Consider the following 17,904-nt stretch of genomic DNA (forward strand, 5'->3'; position numbering starts at 1 on the left):
AACAGCCATTGCAGCTTGCTCGCGAACAATCCCCCTGTCAGGCAAAGGACTGCTTTTAGCCGTTCAAATAAACGAAAGCTGCAACATAAATGAATAGGCTTGCAAAAAAAGCAGGCAGAATTTTTCTTGTTTTTGCGACCACGATGAAGGTGCCGACCAGCAAGAACAGCTTCAGTGCATCCAGCGTTTCAAATTGCTGTATCAGGGTCAGAGCATCCCTTTTGTTGAATGCAGTGTCGTAAATGATGACTCCCAACATCGCTTGCGCGCTGTAGCTGATGAATCGATAAAAGGAACCTTGGGTTTGCGTTAGTGCGGTGCTGTTTTTGAATGCAAACGGAAGGGCACGAAATGCAAAAGCGGTAAAGGCGGAAAATGCAATTAGGAGCCAGATTGTCATGGGGCTAGGTCACCTCGTTTTTTGTAATTGTTTTCAATTAACACGATCAATCCACCGATTATAAAAGGTGTGCAGAGCAAGCTGTAATCCTTGAATAGATAGACCAGCAGTGGCGCACCGATAAAGCCAAGCCAGTAACTCGATACTTCAGAATAGTGAGGCCAATGCTTGCCGGCCAAAGCGGTAAATTGTAGCGGTAGCAGAAGTGTCATCGCTGCATAGATGACCGGTGAGGTGAGTTCTGCACCGGCGATGAAACCGATGTAGGTGCAGATAATCGATACAGCAAATATGGGAATGCCAAGGCCGATCATGTAAGTGAAGGGGTGTTCGGTTTTTCGCTTGAATCGAGTAACGCACCCTGTGAATATCGACGGTGTGATCAGAATCAAGGAAGCCATGGACTTCATGGTGGAAGTGTTTCTTATATAGGGAGCAAGTGTTGCGGAAAGTAGTACGAAGCGAGCGTTGAGCACCACGATAATAGGGAGCAATATCCATCCGTCGTTATGGCTTTGTATTAGCAGAAATTGCAGTGGCGTGGAAAATATTAACAGGGTGGTTGCAAGCGCCTGGCTTAGCGATAACGACTGCGTTGCGCTTAAAATGCCTATGGATAAGTAGAGAAAAATGAACGCGACGCCAAATGTTATTGCGTCACGTGCACCTTCAACAAAAACGGTGACGGCCGAAGAACGAGCGGACGTATCTTGAGTCACCATCAATGGGCTTCCCGCGTATAGGTTGTTTCATCCAGCGGGAAGTAATGCTTTCTAGGGCCCTTGCTTCGGAACAGTAATCGAGGTGTTGTGTTGAATGTCGAGGTGTGCGCTTGTTCGCGAGCCTCGCTGGCATCGATGTTCAGCATCGGACGGGCATGCAATATCTTGTGGTTGGCCACGATCAGGAACGTGCCGGTTTCGGCTGTTGAAACATGGCATTTTGCGTTTGGCAGGCCTGCCCGGATTTTGTCCAGCAGGTGCTGGCCGCCATCTGTTGCGCGCATCCGCTCTCCATTCTCCGAATCAATGCGGAAATCCAGCGAAAAATGAAAACCGTAGAGTTCAGAGAACTCAACTACATGACGAACCCGTTTTTTTAAGCCACTGACATTTTTGCCAGAAATGAACGTTGCTTGCATCGTCAATAATTCGTGCATTTCCTCGTCATTCAAGTCACATAGTAGATCGCTTGGGAAGTAATAGGCGGTGGGGGTTTTTGTAATATCACGGCAAACGGTCAGAGCCAGGTAATCAACATTTAGGTTTTCATACAGGTCATCGGAGTGCGGTGTGATATCGCCATGACCATTACCCCATTCTCGATATTTTTCTGCAAAGGGTTTTAGATACAGCGCTTTGTGTTCTTCGTATTCGTATTTTATATCGGTGAGATGAAACAGGTCAGCCAATGCCTCATGCACGGTCAAGGCAAGTTTGGGTGAGTCAAGGCTGAATACATTTTTAATGCAGACGGCCGCGCATCCATTTGCCAGTCCTACCTTGTCAAAATAGAAGGTGTCTTCAGCACGTAGGTAAGTTAAAAAAAGGTTAACCAATTGTGTTTTTAAGATGTGCGTTTCTTGATGGTTGTTTTTATTCCACCAGGATTCAATAACGCCGGTCAAGTAACCGAAGTCCAGGGTAATTGTTTTTTCTTTGGATATTTTTTCTCGAAAATAACTCGCTTCCTTAGTAAGGTCGATGTCAGGCATGTCTTGGTCTCCATTAAAATTATTTTTATCCGGCTGAAGCGCCGGGGCGGATTGTAATGGAGGTTCTTAAGTTCGTGGGGAATACAAGTGTTACGAGTTTTGTTGAGGTGTTTTAATTGATTTTTAGTTGCCGGATGAGGGATGTTGTTTGATGTGTGAAGTTTGTGGCCAAAAAAAACCGCCAACCCAGGAAGGTTGGCGGTTTTGGTTGAAACAAGTGCGCTAATTGTTACTGAGTAGTCTGCCCCACTTCACGCACTGGCTTACCCTTCACGGGTGCATCACCGGCCACGTAGTAAGCAGCCTTGCTACGTGGCAACGGCTTGCGACCACGGATCTTGTCGGCGATTTTCTCGGCCATCATGATCGTTGGCGCGTTCAGGTTGCCGGTGGTGATGATCGGCATGATCGAGGCATCGACCACGCGCAGGGCTTGCAGGCCATGCACACGACCTTCGCCATCGACCACGGCCATTTCGTCGGTGCCCATCTTGCACGAGCAGGACGGGTGGAACGCGGTTTCGGCGTGCTCGCGGATGAACTTGTCCAGCTGCTCGTCGGTTTGCACGTCGATGCCCGGACTGATTTCGCGACCACGGAAGGCGTCCAGCGCTGGCTGTTGCATGATTTCACGGGTCAGGCGGATGCCATCGCGAAATTCCTGCCAGTCCTGCTCGGTGGCCATGTAGTTGAAGAGGATGCTCGGGTACTGGCGCGGGTCCTTGGACTTGGCCTGGATGCGACCACGGCTTGGCGAACGCATGGAACCCATGTGCGCCTGGAAGCCATGCTCTTTCACACCGTTGCTGCCGTTGTAGTTAATCGCGACAGGCAGGAAGTGGTACTGAATGTTCGGCCAATCGAATTCCGGACGAGTGCGGATGAAACCACCGGCCTCGAACTGGTTGCTGGCGCCGATGCCGGTGCCGTTGAACAGCCACTCGGCACCGATGGCCGGTTGGTTGTGCAGCAGCAGCGACGGGTACAGCGAGACCGGTTGGGTGCAGGCGTATTGCAGGTACAGCTCGAGGTGGTCTTGCAGGTTTTCGCCGACGCCCGGCAGGTCGTGGACTACCGGAATGTCGAGTTTCTTCAGCAATTCCGCCGGGCCAACGCCGGAGCGCTGCAGAATCTGCGGCGAAGCGATGGCGCCGGAGCACAGCAGCACTTCCTTGCGGGCGCGGGCTTCAACGCGCTCTTCAGCGGCGCCGATCAGGTAACGCACGCCGACCGCACGTTTGCCTTCGAACAGGATCTTGTCGGTCAGGGCATGGGTGACGATGGTCAGGGTCGAACGCTTCTTGGCGACGTCCAGGTAACCGCGAGCGGTGCTGGCGCGACGGCCGTTCGGCGTCACGGTGCGGTCCATCGGGCCGAAACCTTCTTGCTGGTAGCCGTTCAGGTCTTCGGTACGCGGGTAACCGGCTTGCACGCCTGCTTCAACCATCGCGTGGAACAGCGGGTTGTTGCCGGCTTTCGGCGTGGTCACGCTGACCGGACCGTCGCCACCGTGGTAGTCGTTCGGGCCGATGTCACGGGTTTCCGCCTTGCGGAAATACGGCAGGCAGTCGAGGTAGCTCCAGTCTTCCAGACCGGGCAGCTTCGACCAGTTGTCGTAGTCCATCGCGTTACCGCGGATGTAGCACATGCCGTTGATCAGCGAAGAACCACCCAGGCCCTTGCCCCGACCGCATTCCATCCGGCGACCGTCCATGTGTGGCTCTGGATCGGTTTCATACGCCCAGTTGTAGCGACGACCTTGCAGCGGGAACGCCAGGGCGGCCGGCATTTGCGTGCGGAAATCCAGACGATAATCCGGGCCGCCCGCTTCGAGCAGCAGGACGGTGACGCCTTCGTCTTCAGTCAGACGGGTCGCCAGGGTGTTACCGGCCGAGCCGGCACCGATGATGATGTAATCGAATTCTTGGGACATTGAATGCACCCTCTTTGAAGTTGGTCAGGTCGCGGGTCGCCGATACACCACTCACTTGTGGCGAGGGAGCTTGCTCCCGCTCGGCTGCGCAGCAGTCGCAAATCAGCGACCGTGTTCTGTCTGAATCAATGCGGTGCCAGGAGTCGGGGCCGCTTCGCAACCCAGCGGGAGCAAGCTCCCTCGCCACAAAGGACCGCGACTCCAGAACCGCGTCAGATCAGAAAACCGAGGCGTAATCGCCCAGTTCGACCTGTACCGATTTGATGCGTGTGAAGTTATTCAGCGAGCTGATGCCGTTCTCACGGCCAACACCCGACTGCTTGTAGCCGCCGACCGGCATCTTGGCGTCGGACTCGCCCCAGGCGTTGATCCAGCAGATACCGGCTTCCAGTTGATGAATCACGCGGTGAGCGCGGTTCAGGTCTTTGGTGACGACGCCAGCCGCCAGGCCGAATTCGGTGTCGTTGGCACGACGGATCACTTCTTCTTCGGTTTCGTAAGTCAGGATGCTCATCACCGGGCCGAAGATTTCTTCGCGAACGATGGTCATCTCGTCGGTGCAGTCGGTGAACACGGTCGGAGCCACGAACGCGCCTTTGGCGAATTCGCCGTCGGTCAGACGGCTGCCGCCGCACAGGACGCGAGCGCCTTCTTCCTTACCTTTGGCGATGTAACCCAGCACGCTTTCCATGTGGGCGAAGCTGACCAGAGGACCGAAGTTGGTGTTCTCGTCTTCCGGGTTGCCAACGCGGATGCGCGCAACGCGTTCAACGATCTTGGCTTCGAAAGCGGCTTTCAGGTGGCTTGGCACGAACACGCGAGTGCCGTTGGTGCAGACCTGACCGGAGCTGTAGAAGTTGGCCATCATTGCGGTGTCGGCGGCGCGATCCAGGTCGGCGTCGTCGAAGATGATCAGTGGGGATTTGCCGCCCAGTTCCATGGTCACATCTTTCAGCGACGAGGCGGAAGCGCTGGCCATGACCTTCTTGCCGGTGTCGGTGCCGCCGGTGAAGGAGATTTTTTCGATGCGTGGGTGTTCGGTCAGCCAGGTGCCGACTTCACGGCCACTGCCGGTCAGAACGTTGAACACGCCAGCCGGAACGCCAGCTTCGGTGTAGATCTCGGCCAGTTTCAGCGTGGTCAGGGAAGTGACTTCGCTTGGCTTGAAGATCATCGCGTTACCGGCCGCCAGGGCAGGCGCGGATTTCCACAAAGCGATCTGGATCGGATAGTTCCAGGCGCCGATACCGGCCACGACGCCCAGCGGCTCGCGACGGGTGTAAACGAAAGACGTGGTGCGCAGCGGAATCTGCTCGCCTTCGATGGCCGGTACCAGACCTGCGTAGTATTCCAGCACGTCGGCGCCGGTGACGATGTCGACGTAACGGGTTTCGGAGTACGCCTTGCCGGTGTCCAGGGTTTCCAGGGCGGCCAGTTCATCGTTGCGCTCGCGCAGGATGTCGACGGCACGACGCAGGATGCGCGAACGCTCCATGGCAGTCATCGCAGCCCAGATTTTCTGGCCCTTTTCGGCGCTGACCACAGCGCGCTCAACGTCTTCCTTGGTCGCACGCTGTACAGTTGCGAGGACTTCACCGTTAGCCGGGTTGATGGCTTCGAAGGTGGCGTCGCTGCTGGCGTCGGAGTAACCGCCATCGATGTAGAGTTTTTGCAGTTCGAAACGGGCCATAGTGTCCTCGCAAGAGCATTAAGTGGTTGGCGTTGACCACCGGGCGTGCCGTATAGCATTGGCATCGCGGTCGGTAGCGGTTCAGGGGCTGAGCGGTTTTATGTGTGCTCTAACTCACCTGCTTGGCCAATTGGATATCCATGTATTCGTAAGCGATCCGTTGCGCCTGCTCGGTGTCGAAAGCGTCTCCCGACAGCGCGCCGCGCAACCACAAACCGTCAATGAGGGCTGCCAGGCCACGGGCGGCGCTGCGTGCTTGATCAAGCGGCAACGCACGGCGGAACTGGCAGCACAGGTTGGAATACAGACGGTGATCGTTGATCCGCTGCAACCTGTGCAAAGACGGCTGGTGCATGCTGGTGGCCCAGAAGGCCAGCCAGGTTTTCATTGCCGGGCCATTGACCTGGCTGGCGTCGAAGTTGCCTTCGATAATCACCTGCAGATGTGCCCGTGGGCTGTCATCTGCCATCGCCTGACGGCGCGTGGTGACGTTCTCGCTGAGGACGCTCATCAGATACCGCATCGTGGCGGCGATCAGGCCGTTCTTGTCCTGAAAGTAGTGACTGATGATGCCATTCGAGACACCGGCCAAACGGGCGATCAGCGCAATGCTGGCGTCCCCCATGCCGACCTGATCGACGGCCTGTAACGTGGCTTCGATCAATTGCTGGCGGCGGATGGGTTGCATACCGACCTTGGGCATCTTGCACATCTCCTTAGGCCTTCCGGTGGACGAAAAACGGCTACCGGATTGAAGGCCAGTCTATTTTGTTTTGATTGAACGTTCAATCAACAAAGAATAAGATCTGCGACAAATCGTCGCTACCTACGGGTTTTTCCTACGTGTAGTTGGCGGAAAAACGACATCCAAAAATGCTCGAAACCTATACGCACAGGCGTTCCAAGGGTTTCGGGCTTTTTTCGGGGTGTCTTTATATCACCCGCCGGTCGGCTGCCAACTAACCGATTGGTCGGGTACCGCGTTGCCTTGTGTTCTTCTCTCGCACTGCCGGAGCCTCTGTGCCATGAGTTCTGCCTCTCTAATAAAGACCCCGCCCGAGAAGGTGACGGTCAACGGTTGGGTGTTCTACACCTCTACCGCGCTGATCCTGCTGTTGACCGCCATTTTGATCATCGCCCCGCAAGAGGCCGGCAGAATGCTCGGCATTGCCCAGGCTTGGTTGTCCCGCAGCTTCGGCTGGTACTACATGGTGGTGATCGCCGCTTATCTGGTTTTTGTGGTGGGCCTGGCGTTTTCGTCCTACGGCAAACTCAAACTGGGCAGTAAGGACGACACCCCGGACTTCAGCTACGGCGCCTGGGCGGGGATGTTGTTCTCGTCGGGTATCGGCATCTCGTTGCTGTACTTCGGTGCTTCCGAACCGCTGGACCATTACTTCAATCCGCCGGAAGGCGTGGCCGGCAGCAACCTTGCGGCCCGTCAGGCGGTGCAGCTGACGTTCCTGCATTGGGGGCTGCATGGCTGGGCGATCTACGCCCTGGTCGGTCTGGCCGTGGCGTACTTTGCTTACCGTCATAACCAGCCGCTGGCATTGCGTTCGGCGCTGTATCCACTGGTCGGCGAGCGTTGGGTCAAAGGCGCGGCCGGTCATGCGGTGGACGGCTTCGGCATGTTCGTGACCTTGCTGGGGTTGGTGACGAACCTGGGGATTGGTTCGCTGCAAGTGTCGTCGGGGCTGGAAAACCTGTTTGGCATGGAACACAGCAATACCAACCTGCTGATCGTGATCATCGTGATGAGCACGGTGGCGACCATCGCTGCTGTGTCCGGCGTGGAAAACGGTATTCGCCGTCTGTCCAACTTGAACATCGTGCTGTTCAGCGGTCTGCTGATTTTCGTGCTGTTGTTCGGCCCGACCCTGCACCTGCTCAACGGCTTTGTGCAGAACATCGGTGACTACCTGAACGGCGTGGTGCTGAAGACGTTCGACCTCTATGTGTATGAAGGCGACAGTGAGAAGTCCGACCGCTGGTTGGGCCTGTGGACCCTGTTCTACTGGGCCTGGTGGATTTCCTGGGCGCCATTCGTAGGCATGTTCATCGCGCGCATTTCCCGTGGTCGCTCGGTGCGTGAACTGGTAGCCGGTGTGCTGCTGATTCCGCTGGGCTTCACCCTGGCCTGGCTGTCGATCTTCGGTAACTCGGCTCTGGACCTGGTGATGAACCATGGGGCGGTGGAGCTCGGGAAGACGGCGCTGCAACAGCCGTCGATGGCGATCTATCAGTTGCTTGAGCATTACCCGGCGTCGAAGATCGTGATCGGCGTGTCGATTTTTGTCGGCTTCGTGCTGTTCCTGACCCCGGCGGATTCCGGCGCGGTGATGATGGCCAATCTTTCGTGCAAGGGCGGCAACGTCGACGAAGATGCGCCACACTGGCTGCGGATTTTCTGGTCGGCGGTGATCACCCTGGTGACCATCGGTCTGTTGTTCGCCGGTAACTTCGAAGCCATGCAAACCATGGTGGTGCTGGCGGGGCTACCGTTCTCGGTAGTGCTGGTGTTCTTCATGTTTGGCTTGCACAAGGCCATGCGCCAGGACGTGCAAATCGAACAGGAGCAAGCGGAGCTGGCAGCGCGTGGTCGTCGTGGTTTCAGCGAGCGTTTGACCCAACTGGATCTGCAACCGAACCAGTCGATCGTTCAGCGCTTCATGGACAAGCAAGTCAGCCCGGCGCTGGAAGATGCGGCTGTGCAATTGCGTGCTCAGGGTCTGGATGTGCAGACGCTGTTGGGCAAGTCGAAACGCTGCATGGGCGTGCGGATCGAGATGGAAGAGGGCAACCCTTTTGTCTACGAAGTGAGCCTGGACGGTTATCTGGCGGCGGCGAGTGACACGGTGTCTGCTGAAAGCGCCGATGAACCGCGCGCACGTTACTACCGCGCCGAGGTGTACCTGCATAACGGCAGCCAGGACTATGACCTGATGGGCTTCACTCAGGATCAGATCACCCGTGACGTGCTCGATCAGTTTGAAAGCCATCGGCAGCTTCTTGGCCGGGTTTATAGCTGAGATCAGAAGTGATGCGGTAAAGCTGTTGTGGCGAGGGAGCTTGCTCCCGCTGGGTTGCGAAGCGACCCCAAGAATTTGTGAGTGCTGCGCACTCAAGCGGGAGCAAGCTCCCTCGCCACAGTTGTCAGTATTCCAAGCCAAATATCTGCATTAACAAAAACGCCGCGATCATCTCGCGGCGTTTTTGTGTCTGCTGCTTACCCCAGGTTCTTGCCGAGCAGCGCGTGGTACAGCTCGCTGTCGCCGAGAATCCCGACCACCTTGTTGTTGTCGTGCAGCACCAGCTTATTGCCGGTCTGGTAACGAATCTGCAGCGCATCGCGCATGCCGATGTTGGAGTCCACCAGCGTTGGTCGACGACCCAAGCCTTCAACCGCTTGCCCCGGTATCCAGTTCTGCAGGTCCAGGCTTGAGCCGTTCTGGCGTGCGCCTTTGATGGTGTTGCCTTCGGCCAGGTCCAGCCACGAATCGCCGCCCGGATCCAGGCACACCGAACCGTTGATGCGTTTGCACTTGTCCAGGGTGCGCATCAGGCTGCGACCGCACAATACGTTCAGCGGATTGGTGTGGGCGACGAAGGTGCGCACGTAATCGTCCGCAGGGTTCAACACGATCTCTTCCGGCTTGCTGTACTGGACGATCCGGCCGTCTTTCATGATCGCGATACGGCTGCCGAGCTTCAGGGCTTCATCGAGGTCGTGGCTTACGAACACGATGGTTTTGTTCAGCTTGCTTTGCAGTTCCAGCAGTTCGTCTTGCAGGCCCTGGCGGATCAGCGGGTCGAGGGCCGAGAACGGTTCGTCCATCAGCAGAATGTCGGCGTCCATCGCCAGCGCTCGGGCCAGGCCCACACGCTGTTGCATACCGCCGGAAAGCTCATCGGGTTTCTTGTTGCGCCACTGGGTCAGGCCCACCAGTTCGAGTTTTTCATCGACCAGTTTTTTCCGTTCCTTCTCCGGCCGGCCCTGCATCTCCAGGCCGAAGCTGATGTTCTCGCGCACCGTCAACCAAGGCATCAGGGCGAACTTCTGGAACACCATTGCGATGCGCTTGGTGCGCATCATTTTCAGCTCTGCCGGGGTACAGGACGCGATGTCGATCTGCTTGCCTTCATGCTCGACGAACAACTTGCCACGGCTGACGGTGTTGAGGCCGTTGATGCAGCGCAACAGGCTGGATTTGCCGGAGCCGGACAGGCCCATCAGTACGCAGATTTCACCTTTTTCGATGTCCAGAGTGGCTTTTTCAACGCCGACGATTTGCCCGGTCTTTTTCAGGATCTGGTCACGGGTCATGCCCTGGTCGAGGAGTTTGAGCGCCTCGCGCGGGTCTTTGGAGAAGATCACGTCCACGTCTTCGAAGCGAATAATGCTCATGCGTCACCCCCTACTTTAGCGTCGGGTTGTTTGCAGATACGGTCGAGCATGATCGCCAGCAGTACGATCGCCAGGCCTGCTTCGAAGCCCAGGGCGATATCAGCAGTGTTCAGTGCGTTGACCACGGGTTTGCCCAGGCCGTCGGCGCCCACCAGTGCCGCAATCACCACCATCGACAACGACAGCATGATGCACTGGGTGATACCGGCCGCGATGCTTGGCATGGCGTGGGGCAGTTCAATCCGTGAAAGCAGTTGACGGCGCGAGCAGCCAAAGGCTTTGCCGGCGTCCATCAATTCCTGCGGAACATCGCGAATACCCAGGTAGGTCAGGCGGATAGGCGCGGCAATCGCGAACACTACCGTCGAGATCAGACCCGGGACCACACCCAGACCGAAGAGGGTCAGGGTAGGAATGAGGTACACGAAGGTCGGCACGGTCTGCATCAGATCGAGCACCGGACGCATCAGTGTGTAAAACATCGGTTTATGCGCGGCGACGATGCCCAACGGCACGCCGATCAGCACGCACACCAGGGTGGCGAACAACACCTGGGCGAGGGTTTCCATGGTTTCCTGCCAGTACCCCAGATTGAGGATCAGCAGAAAGGAGGCAATGACGAAAACGGTCAGGCCCCATTTGCGTTGGATGAAGTGTGCCAGTAGCGCGATGAGGCCGATCAATGCCAGCGGGTTGAACCAGGTCAGCGCGAAAGTCACGCCGTGGATCATCGTTTCCAGTGACACGGCGATTGCGTCGAAGGTGCTGGCGCCGTTTTGCGTCAACCATTCAACGAAGCCCGCGATGTACTGGCCTAAGGGTATTTTCTGATCAATCAGCATGGTAGTGAACGTCCGCATGCAAGGAAATAAACAGCCCGGGCGAGCGAACTCGCCCGGCGTAAGCGATGCTTCCTAAATCAAGGCTGCGCGAGCTTGGCTTTCACGGCCTCCAGGCCTGGTTTACCGTCAATGGTGGTCACGCCAGCGAGCCAGGTATCGAGCACCTGTGGATTCTTTTTCAGCCAGGCCTTGGCGGCCGCGTCAGGCTTCATTTTGTCGTCCAGGACGTTGCCCATCAGCGTGCTTTCCATGTCGAGGGTAAAGACCAGGTTTTTCAGCAACTGACCCACGTTGCCGCATTCCTGTGCGTAACCCTTGCGGGTGTTGGTGTAGATGGTCGCCTGGCCGAAGTTCGGGCCGAAGTATTCGTCGCCGCCGGTCAGGTACTTCATCTTGAATCGAGTGTTCATCGGGTGCGGTTCCCAGCCCAGGAACACCACGGCGGTGTTGCGGCGCTGGGCGCGATCGACTTGCGAGAGCATGCCTGCCTCGCTGGACTCGACCACCTTGAAGCCGGCGTCTTTCAGGCCGAAGGCGTTCTTGTCGATCATGCTCTGGATCAGGCGGTTGCCGTCGTTACCCGGTTCGATGCCATAAATCTTGCCGTCGAGTTCTTTCTTGAACTTGGCGATGTCGGCGAAATCTTTCAGACCTTTGTTATACAACTCTTCGGGGACGGCGAGTGTGTATTTTGCGTTTTCCAGATTAGCGCGCAGCGTGTCCACGGTGCCGGCATCACGGTAGGCCTTGATGTCGTTTTCCATGGTCGGCATCCAGTTGCCGAGGAATACGTCCATGTTCTTGCCGTCGGCCAGGGACTTGTAGGTCACCGGCACGGAAATCATCGTGGTCTTGGTCTTGTAGCCCAGGGCATCGAGAACGACGCTGGTGGTGGCGGTAGTGACGGTAATGTCCGTCCAGCCGACATCGGAGAAGTTTACGGTGCTGCATTGAGCCGGTTCTGCGGCTTGAGCCAGAAACGGCAGACTCAGCATGGCGGCCAACAACAACGACGGGGAACCTTTCATAAGGGGCGACTCCTTGGTGTTTTTTTTGGCAGTGTTCCGACTGGACCACCGCACTTATCTGTTGCGGTTGGATGGCGTTTTGGAGACAGCTCTACCACGGCGCCTTGCAATCGAGTCGATACGATCATGTACCAGTGAAAATCTGACGCCTACAGGGGGCGTCGTAACCAGTACAGGGATGGTCGCATCCAGTGTCGGTGACGTCGTTTACAGCTTTTTTCAGCCCGTTTTGCCTCGCTGATCCGCAAAAAAACGGCGAAAACACTGCATGAGCGGCTTGCGGCGCTAGCGGGCATGAGTGCGTCGGTGTGAGACGTTGAACGACATGATAAAAGCCTGATGATGCGGCCATCTCGGCGGATTGCAGCTTGAGCGTAGCAGCTCCGTCACTGGGCGCTTTTGCGTCTGGAGCAGGCACATCCAGGAGTTCAGCAGTAATGGCTATCAGCGTTTTCGACTTGTTCAAAATCGGCATCGGCCCTTCCAGTTCACACACCGTGGGGCCTATGCGCGCCGCGGCGCTGTTCGTGCAAGGTTTGCGTGAGCAAGGTCTTTTGGAACAGGTGCTGCGCATCGAAGTTCAGCTTTATGGTTCGTTATCTGCCACCGGTATCGGTCATGGCAGCGACAACGCGGTGATCATGGGGCTGATGGGCGAGTGGCCAGACGCGATCGATCCGTCGCAAATCGGCATTCGCATCGAGGCCCTGCGTGAAACCAACACGCTATTGCTCGACGGTCGTTTGTCGGTCCCGTTCATCTGGGCTCGGGACATGCGCCTGATCGACGAGAACCTGCCGTTCCATCCCAACGCCATGACCCTGGTTGCCGAAGGCGATCACGGCGAGCTGCATCGCGACACCTACTATTCCATCGGCGGCGGTTTTGTCGTCGATGAGGCTCAGGCTTCCAGCGGCGTGGTGGATCTGGATCGCACCGTGCTGCCTTACGATTTCTCCAGTGCCGTCGAGCTGCTCAGTCTCTGCAAGCAGCACAACCTGCGCGTTGCAGAACTGATGATGGCCAACGAGAAAGTCTGGCGCAGCGAAGAGGAAATTCGCGCCGGCCTGATGAAACTCTGGCGTGCGATGCAAGATTGCGTGGAGCAAGGCCTTAAACACGAAGGCATCCTGCCTGGCGGCCTGAATGTGCGTCGTCGCGCGGCCAAACTGCACCGCAGCCTGCAAGAACTGAACAAGCCCAACGTGATCGGTTCAACGCTGAGCGCCATGGAGTGGGTCAACCTGTTCGCCCTAGCGGTCAACGAAGAAAACGCTGCCGGCGGGCGCATGGTGACGGCACCGACCAACGGCGCGGCGGGGATCATTCCGGCGGTGCTGCACTACTTTATGAAATTCAGCGAGGCAGTGACCGACGCCAACGTGGTCGATTACTTCCTCAGTGCCGCGGCGGTAGGGATTCTGTGCAAGAAGAACGCCTCGATTTCCGGTGCCGAAGTCGGTTGCCAGGGTGAAGTCGGTTCGGCCTGCGCCATGGCGGCGGCCGGGTTGGCGGAGATTCTCGGTGCCACACCGGAGCAGCTGTGCAACGCGGCGGAAATCGGCCTGGAACACAACCTCGGCCTGACCTGCGATCCCGTGGGCGGGTTGGTGCAAGTGCCGTGTATCGAGCGCAACGCAATTGCCGCGGTGAAAGCGATCAACGCGGCGCAGATGGCGCTGCGCGGCGATGGTCAGCACTTTATCTCGCTGGACCGGGTAATCCGCACGATGCGTGATACCGGTGCCGACATGCACGACAAATACAAAGAGACATCGCGCGGTGGGTTGGCGGTTAGCGCGGTTGAATGTTGAGACCGAGTTGATCCCATCGCGGGCAAGCCCGCTCCCACAGGGTTCGTTGTGTAGCCGAGAACTGAGGCACACCACAAATCCTGTGGGAGCGGGCTTGCCCGCGATGGGGCCAGACCAGTCAAAACTGCGCGCTAAGTGAACACCGGAATCGAAACACGCCACGTTTTGGCGCGTCGCTTACAGATAAGCGCCTCACTCACGGTCAGGGATCCAAGCCGACCCTAACCGTCCGTCACCGTGCTTGCGGTGACACTCTCCCCAGGAGCGTCCCAGCCCTGTTCCCACAAGTGCTACCGATTTGCTCACAGGCAACGGGGTAGCGGGTTTGCAGCCCTTGATGGCACTTATGATCTCTTATCTCTGCGCGCCATATCCAGACACATCGCGACGTCGTTTTCAGGAGTTATTGAACACGTATTCAACTTTAGGCATGGCAATTGCTCTGTCATTACAAAGCCCGTCTCCCGCGCGAGAACGATGGCAATAAAAAGAGCCTCCGCCTGAGGCCATCACCCGCTTTGTGTGAGGAGATACCGCGATGACGACGTTCAACTCCGGGGCCCAACCCCAGAACCGTGCGCCTCAATCCATCGGCTTTTTGCTGCTGGACAATTTCACGCTTATTTCTCTGGCCTCCGCAGTAGAACCTCTACGCATGGCCAACCAATTGTCCGGCCGCGAGCTGTATCGCTGGACCACACTCACCGTTGATGGCGGTCAGGTCTGGGCCAGTGACGGTCTGCAGATCACCCCCGACGCTGCGATGCACAAAGCGCCTCCCCTGGACACTGTGATTGTCTGCGGCGGTATCGGCATTCAGCGCACCGTGACCCGCGAACACGTATCGTGGCTGCAAAGTCAGGCGCGTCAGCATCGTCGTCTTGGCGCGGTTTGCACCGGCAGCTGGGCCCTGGCGTGCGCCGGTCTGCTGGACGGTTTCGATTGCAGCGTGCACTGGGAATGCCTGGCGTCGATGCAGGAAGCTTTCCCGCGGGTGGCCATGAGCACCCGGCTGTTCACCCTCGACCGTAACCGTTTCACCAGCTCCGGCGGCACCGCGCCGCTGGACATGATGTTGCACCTGATCAGCCGCGATCACGGTCGTGAACTGTCGGCCGCGATCTCGGAAATGTTTGTCTACGAGCGCATCCGCAACGAGCAGGATCACCAGCGCGTACCGCTCAAGCACATGCTCGGCACCAACCAGCCGAAGTTGCAGGAAATCGTGGCGCTGATGGAAGCCAACCTCGAAGAGCCGATCGACCTCGACGAACTGGCGGTGTACGTCGCTGTTTCGCGTCGTCAGCTGGAGCGGCTGTTCCAGAAATACCTGCACTGTTCGCCGTCGCGTTACTACCTGAAACTGCGTTTGATCCGCGCTCGGCAATTGCTCAAGCAAACGCCGATGTCGATCATCGAAGTCGCCTCGGTGTGTGGTTTCGTGTCTACGCCGCACTTCTCCAAGTGCTACCGCGAATACTTCGGCATCCCGCCGCGTGACGAGCGTGTGGGCTCCAACACCACACAACAAGTGGCGATGATGCCGCTGCCGCAAGCCTTGGTGCTATCGCCGTTGTCCGGGCCGCTGTCGGCGTTGAGTCAGGCGCGCAATGAGTCGACTTTCGCTAGCGTAAGGCTCTAAACCGAGACGCCTTCATCGCGGGCAAGCCCGCTCCCACAGGTTCTGTGTCGATGCATCAATTGTGTATACGACGCAAAACCACTGTGGGAGCGGGCTTGCCCGCGATTGGGTCTATCAGGCGCTACGGCTTTGCTGGTACTGCGCCAATGCGGGTAACAGTTGCTGGTCAATGGCCTGGCGCACGGCCGGCAGGATGGTCGCGCTGCTGGTGTACATCTGCTTGACCATGGTCCGCAGTTCCGTTGCCCGTTCGTTGTTCAAACCTCGTACCGCGCATTCGCAGGCCTGCTCAGCGGTTGCACCAGGAGGCACCGCAAATCCTAACGCCTTGAGCTGGCCCAACAGGTCTTCCTGGTCAATCAAATCGGCGTACATCATGACGCAATCCTTCTTCAGGGAACGGTGTCGTGGATCGATTCTCGTAGGGGTACGGAGTGGCGGCAAGGACGATTTGTCGCAATGGCCGCAATACCTATGAACAGGTCGTTTTCGGCTAACTTGCGAGCGAGGAGAGTGGGCACACTGGACTCAGCTGGCTTCACGAAGGTTTGGTCACCCTCGCGCAACGGCTCCTCAACAGTACCCACCTCTGCCCCGATCCTGTCACGGCTTGATCGGGGTTTTTTTTGCCTGTGAATCAGAGGGTTTTGTGTTGCCTGTGCGGACGCCATCGCGGGCAAGCCACGCTCCCACAGGACTTGCGAATAACCTGTGGGAGCGGGCTTGCCCGCGAAAAACGTTGACGCGGTCTACCGTTGCAACACCAAAATCCTCGACAACAACTCATCCCTGTCGACATAACACCCCTGGAAATGCCGGGCACCCGTAGCGGGGTCGAATGCATTGCGGGCGTGGAGGGTTCGGCGGTTGTCAAAGCACCACAGCTCGCCGGGATTGAGCCTTTGCATGAACCTGAATCGCGCCTCACGGGTCATTGCAATGAAGCGTCGGTAAGCGCGATACAGCCTGGGCATTTGCTCGACTGAAGCATCGAACGGCCCACGCAGAAAGTTCGCCATGCGGATCTCCGACACCTGCCCGAACGCATCCAGGGCGATGATCGGCGCCAGACAGCGGTAGTCGCTGTGACGGTCCTTGTTGCGGAACTCCACGGGTATTTCACACAAGGCCTGAAACGCCTCGGGATCTTCCCGACGCAAGGCTTCAGCGATGGCAAACCCGTCGACGAAAATGCTCTCGCCACCGTCGGCGTCATTGACCAGGCAATGCAAAAACTGCAGCCCCGGTTGCAACTCCCGAGTGGGCAGGTCGCTGTGCAGCGGCAGATTGAAGGCGGTGTAAGCATTGCTGTCGGCGTCGGCCTTGGATTGCACGTTGAACAGCACACCGAAATTGCTCTCGCGGATGAAGGAAATCCGCTGGGCGATCGGCTTCAGTGAGCCCGGCTCCATGGGCACGCCGCGAACCTGGGTCAGGCCGATGTCACGCACGGTCAGCAGCCATTGCAGCAAGGCATGGTTATCGTCCATCAATGCCTGATAGTCGAACATCGGCAGCTTCAACTGGCTGTTCCACAGCTTACTTTTCGGTTTGGTGGCCCGGCGTTCGGCGCGGGTTTCGTCGTCATAGGCGTGGGCTCGCAGCCAGCCTGGATCGAAGCGGCTGAGGTGGCCATCCTGCCAATCTATGCACAGGCAACCTTCGGCATCGATTCGAGCGCTGTCGGGAATCAGATTTTCTGCGACATCGACGATTTCCAGCACTTGCTCGCGGGTCACCGTGTAGACGCACTGCGGGCACGGGCAGTTGTCCCGTAGCCATTGATGATGAAAAGGGCTGACCCGACCGTCCGCCCACTTCACTTGAATTCGGTCCGCCAGGGTGTGCACGGCGGTCAACGCGCTGATCAACGGGTAGGTGCGGAAATCGGCAAAAGCGGCGGCGGTGTTCATGACGAGCTCCTTGTTATTTTTCGGGCGGTAAGGCGATTACCCGGCCGATGAAGGCGGGGGCGGGCAGGTCGGCTTGCTCGGCGACAATGACTTGCAGCTTGCTCAAGGTTTCTTCGCTGAACGGTGCGGATCGCGGCCCGGCAAGGTCGACGTGCAGCAGCATTTGTTCATTGCCCGCCAGCTCCTTGTCTCCGCCCACCAGATGCAGGCTGTGGTAGAGGTGCAGGCGCTTGCGGTCATGGCCGATGATCTGGGTGTGCACTTCGACATCGGCATCGAGCTTCACTTCATGCAGATAATTGAGGTGCAGTTCGAGGGTGAACAGCGAGTTGCCGCTGGCTTCGCGGTTGTTGCTGTCCATGCCCAGCCGATCCATCAGCGCGTCGGTGGCGTAGCTGAAAATCAGCAGATAGAAGGCGTCGCGCAGGTGGCCGTTGTAGTCGACCCAGTCGGGGATGATTTTGGTTTGGTAGGTGGTGAGGATGGGCATGATGAGTGATCCAGAATGTGTGGTGACTGG

At 57.6% G+C, this 17,904-nt stretch carries 15 protein-coding genes; 3 read left to right on the forward strand and 12 right to left on the reverse strand.

Translation table 11 applies throughout. The features are described 5' to 3' along the window. Positions 1 to 55: 55 nt before the first annotated feature. From ACZ3HH_RS09725 to betI, 6 genes are all read right to left on the reverse strand, one after another. Positions 56 to 400 (reverse strand): AzlD domain-containing protein, encoded by a 345-nt coding sequence (locus tag ACZ3HH_RS09725; protein ID WP_465804216.1) that lies wholly within the window; start codon positions 398 to 400, stop codon positions 56 to 58. Continuing rightward, positions 397 to 1,122, reverse strand: a complete 726-nt coding sequence (locus tag ACZ3HH_RS09730) for an AzlC family ABC transporter permease (RefSeq protein WP_465804217.1) — start codon at positions 1,120 to 1,122, stop codon at positions 397 to 399. Before ACZ3HH_RS09730 ends, ACZ3HH_RS09725 begins: the two co-directional genes overlap by 4 nt. Further along, positions 1,122 to 2,114: a hypothetical protein gene (locus ACZ3HH_RS09735; RefSeq protein WP_465804218.1), complete on the reverse strand. Its 993-nt coding sequence runs from the start codon at positions 2,112 to 2,114 to the stop codon at positions 1,122 to 1,124. Before ACZ3HH_RS09735 ends, ACZ3HH_RS09730 begins: the two co-directional genes overlap by 1 nt. Positions 2,115 to 2,343: 229 nt before the next feature. Continuing rightward, positions 2,344 to 4,047, reverse strand: a complete 1,704-nt coding sequence (betA, locus tag ACZ3HH_RS09740) for a choline dehydrogenase (protein ID WP_465804219.1) — start codon at positions 4,045 to 4,047, stop codon at positions 2,344 to 2,346. A gap of 217 nt (positions 4,048 to 4,264) precedes the next feature. After that, a complete protein-coding gene (gene betB, locus ACZ3HH_RS09745; protein WP_465804220.1) occupies positions 4,265 to 5,737 on the reverse strand; it encodes a betaine-aldehyde dehydrogenase in 1,473 nt (490 codons plus the stop codon). Positions 5,738 to 5,846: 109 nt separating this feature from the next. Next, positions 5,847 to 6,440 (reverse strand): transcriptional regulator BetI, encoded by a 594-nt coding sequence (gene betI, locus ACZ3HH_RS09750; RefSeq protein WP_465804221.1) that lies wholly within the window; start codon positions 6,438 to 6,440, stop codon positions 5,847 to 5,849. 379 nt (positions 6,441 to 6,819) lie between these two features. Here betI and ACZ3HH_RS09755 point away from each other — a divergent pair, with 379 nt between their 5' ends. Then, positions 6,820 to 8,769 carry a BCCT family transporter gene (locus ACZ3HH_RS09755; protein WP_465804335.1) on the forward strand — a complete coding sequence of 650 codons (1,950 nt, stop codon included), beginning with the start codon at positions 6,820 to 6,822 and terminating at the stop codon, positions 8,767 to 8,769. A gap of 197 nt (positions 8,770 to 8,966) precedes the next feature. Here the strand turns inward: ACZ3HH_RS09755 and choV are convergent, their stop codons facing one another. From choV to ACZ3HH_RS09770, 3 genes are all read right to left on the reverse strand, one after another. Beyond that, positions 8,967 to 10,145, reverse strand: coding sequence for a choline ABC transporter ATP-binding protein (choV, locus tag ACZ3HH_RS09760; protein WP_465804222.1), 1,179 nt, complete (start codon positions 10,143 to 10,145; stop codon positions 8,967 to 8,969). After that, a complete protein-coding gene (gene choW, locus ACZ3HH_RS09765) occupies positions 10,142 to 10,987 on the reverse strand; it encodes a choline ABC transporter permease subunit (protein ID WP_123359168.1) in 846 nt (281 codons plus the stop codon). Before choW ends, choV begins: the two co-directional genes overlap by 4 nt. A gap of 77 nt (positions 10,988 to 11,064) precedes the next feature. Beyond that, positions 11,065 to 12,015: a choline ABC transporter substrate-binding protein gene (locus ACZ3HH_RS09770; RefSeq protein ID WP_465804223.1), complete on the reverse strand. Its 951-nt coding sequence runs from the start codon at positions 12,013 to 12,015 to the stop codon at positions 11,065 to 11,067. A 437-nt stretch (positions 12,016 to 12,452) separates the two neighbouring features. Between ACZ3HH_RS09770 and ACZ3HH_RS09775 the strand changes: the two genes are divergently transcribed. Beyond that, the gene (locus tag ACZ3HH_RS09775; protein WP_465804224.1) at positions 12,453 to 13,829 is read left to right on the forward strand and encodes an L-serine ammonia-lyase; all 1,377 of its coding nucleotides are present in this window, start codon (positions 12,453 to 12,455) and stop codon (positions 13,827 to 13,829) included. A gap of 538 nt (positions 13,830 to 14,367) precedes the next feature. Next, the gene (gene gbdR, locus ACZ3HH_RS09780) at positions 14,368 to 15,471 is read left to right on the forward strand and encodes a choline metabolism transcriptional regulator GbdR (RefSeq protein ID WP_258617744.1); all 1,104 of its coding nucleotides are present in this window, start codon (positions 14,368 to 14,370) and stop codon (positions 15,469 to 15,471) included. Positions 15,472 to 15,585: 114 nt separating this feature from the next. Here gbdR and ACZ3HH_RS09785 read toward each other — a convergent pair whose 3' ends face one another. The 3 genes from ACZ3HH_RS09785 to ACZ3HH_RS09795 form a co-directional block, all read right to left on the reverse strand. After that, positions 15,586 to 15,849, reverse strand: a complete 264-nt coding sequence (locus ACZ3HH_RS09785) for a hypothetical protein (protein ID WP_465804225.1) — start codon at positions 15,847 to 15,849, stop codon at positions 15,586 to 15,588. Between the two features lie 371 nt (positions 15,850 to 16,220). Next, positions 16,221 to 17,384 carry a gamma-butyrobetaine dioxygenase gene (locus ACZ3HH_RS09790; RefSeq protein WP_465804226.1) on the reverse strand — a complete coding sequence of 388 codons (1,164 nt, stop codon included), beginning with the start codon at positions 17,382 to 17,384 and terminating at the stop codon, positions 16,221 to 16,223. Between the two features lie 13 nt (positions 17,385 to 17,397). Further along, the gene (locus ACZ3HH_RS09795) at positions 17,398 to 17,874 is read right to left on the reverse strand and encodes a thioesterase family protein (protein ID WP_465804227.1); all 477 of its coding nucleotides are present in this window, start codon (positions 17,872 to 17,874) and stop codon (positions 17,398 to 17,400) included. Positions 17,875 to 17,904: the final 30 nt, after the last annotated feature.

It is taken from the genome of Pseudomonas sp. PME37.24/025 (assembly GCF_055556615.1).

What these genes read in the sequence shown, in the direction of transcription:
- ACZ3HH_RS09725 (WP_465804216.1), bottom strand. Translation starts at nt 400, where the DNA reads ATGACAATCTGGCTCCTAATTGCATTTTCCGCCTTTACCGCTTTTGCA.
- ACZ3HH_RS09730 (WP_465804217.1), bottom strand. Translation starts at nt 1,122, where the DNA reads ATGGTGACTCAAGATACGTCCGCTCGTTCTTCGGCCGTCACCGTTTTT.
- ACZ3HH_RS09735 (WP_465804218.1), bottom strand. Translation starts at nt 2,114, where the DNA reads ATGCCTGACATCGACCTTACTAAGGAAGCGAGTTATTTTCGAGAAAAA.
- betA (WP_465804219.1), bottom strand. Translation starts at nt 4,047, where the DNA reads ATGTCCCAAGAATTCGATTACATCATCATCGGTGCCGGCTCGGCCGGT.
- betB (WP_465804220.1), bottom strand. Translation starts at nt 5,737, where the DNA reads ATGGCCCGTTTCGAACTGCAAAAACTCTACATCGATGGCGGTTACTCC.
- betI (WP_465804221.1), bottom strand. Translation starts at nt 6,440, where the DNA reads ATGCCCAAGGTCGGTATGCAACCCATCCGCCGCCAGCAATTGATCGAA.
- choV (WP_465804222.1), bottom strand. Translation starts at nt 10,145, where the DNA reads ATGAGCATTATTCGCTTCGAAGACGTGGACGTGATCTTCTCCAAAGAC.
- choW (WP_123359168.1), bottom strand. Translation starts at nt 10,987, where the DNA reads ATGCTGATTGATCAGAAAATACCCTTAGGCCAGTACATCGCGGGCTTC.
- ACZ3HH_RS09770 (WP_465804223.1), bottom strand. Translation starts at nt 12,015, where the DNA reads ATGAAAGGTTCCCCGTCGTTGTTGTTGGCCGCCATGCTGAGTCTGCCG.
- ACZ3HH_RS09775 (WP_465804224.1), top strand. Translation starts at nt 12,453, where the DNA reads ATGGCTATCAGCGTTTTCGACTTGTTCAAAATCGGCATCGGCCCTTCC.
- gbdR (WP_258617744.1), top strand. Translation starts at nt 14,368, where the DNA reads ATGACGACGTTCAACTCCGGGGCCCAACCCCAGAACCGTGCGCCTCAA.
- ACZ3HH_RS09785 (WP_465804225.1), bottom strand. Translation starts at nt 15,849, where the DNA reads ATGATGTACGCCGATTTGATTGACCAGGAAGACCTGTTGGGCCAGCTC.
- ACZ3HH_RS09790 (WP_465804226.1), bottom strand. Translation starts at nt 17,384, where the DNA reads ATGAACACCGCCGCCGCTTTTGCCGATTTCCGCACCTACCCGTTGATC.
- ACZ3HH_RS09795 (WP_465804227.1), bottom strand. Translation starts at nt 17,874, where the DNA reads ATGCCCATCCTCACCACCTACCAAACCAAAATCATCCCCGACTGGGTC.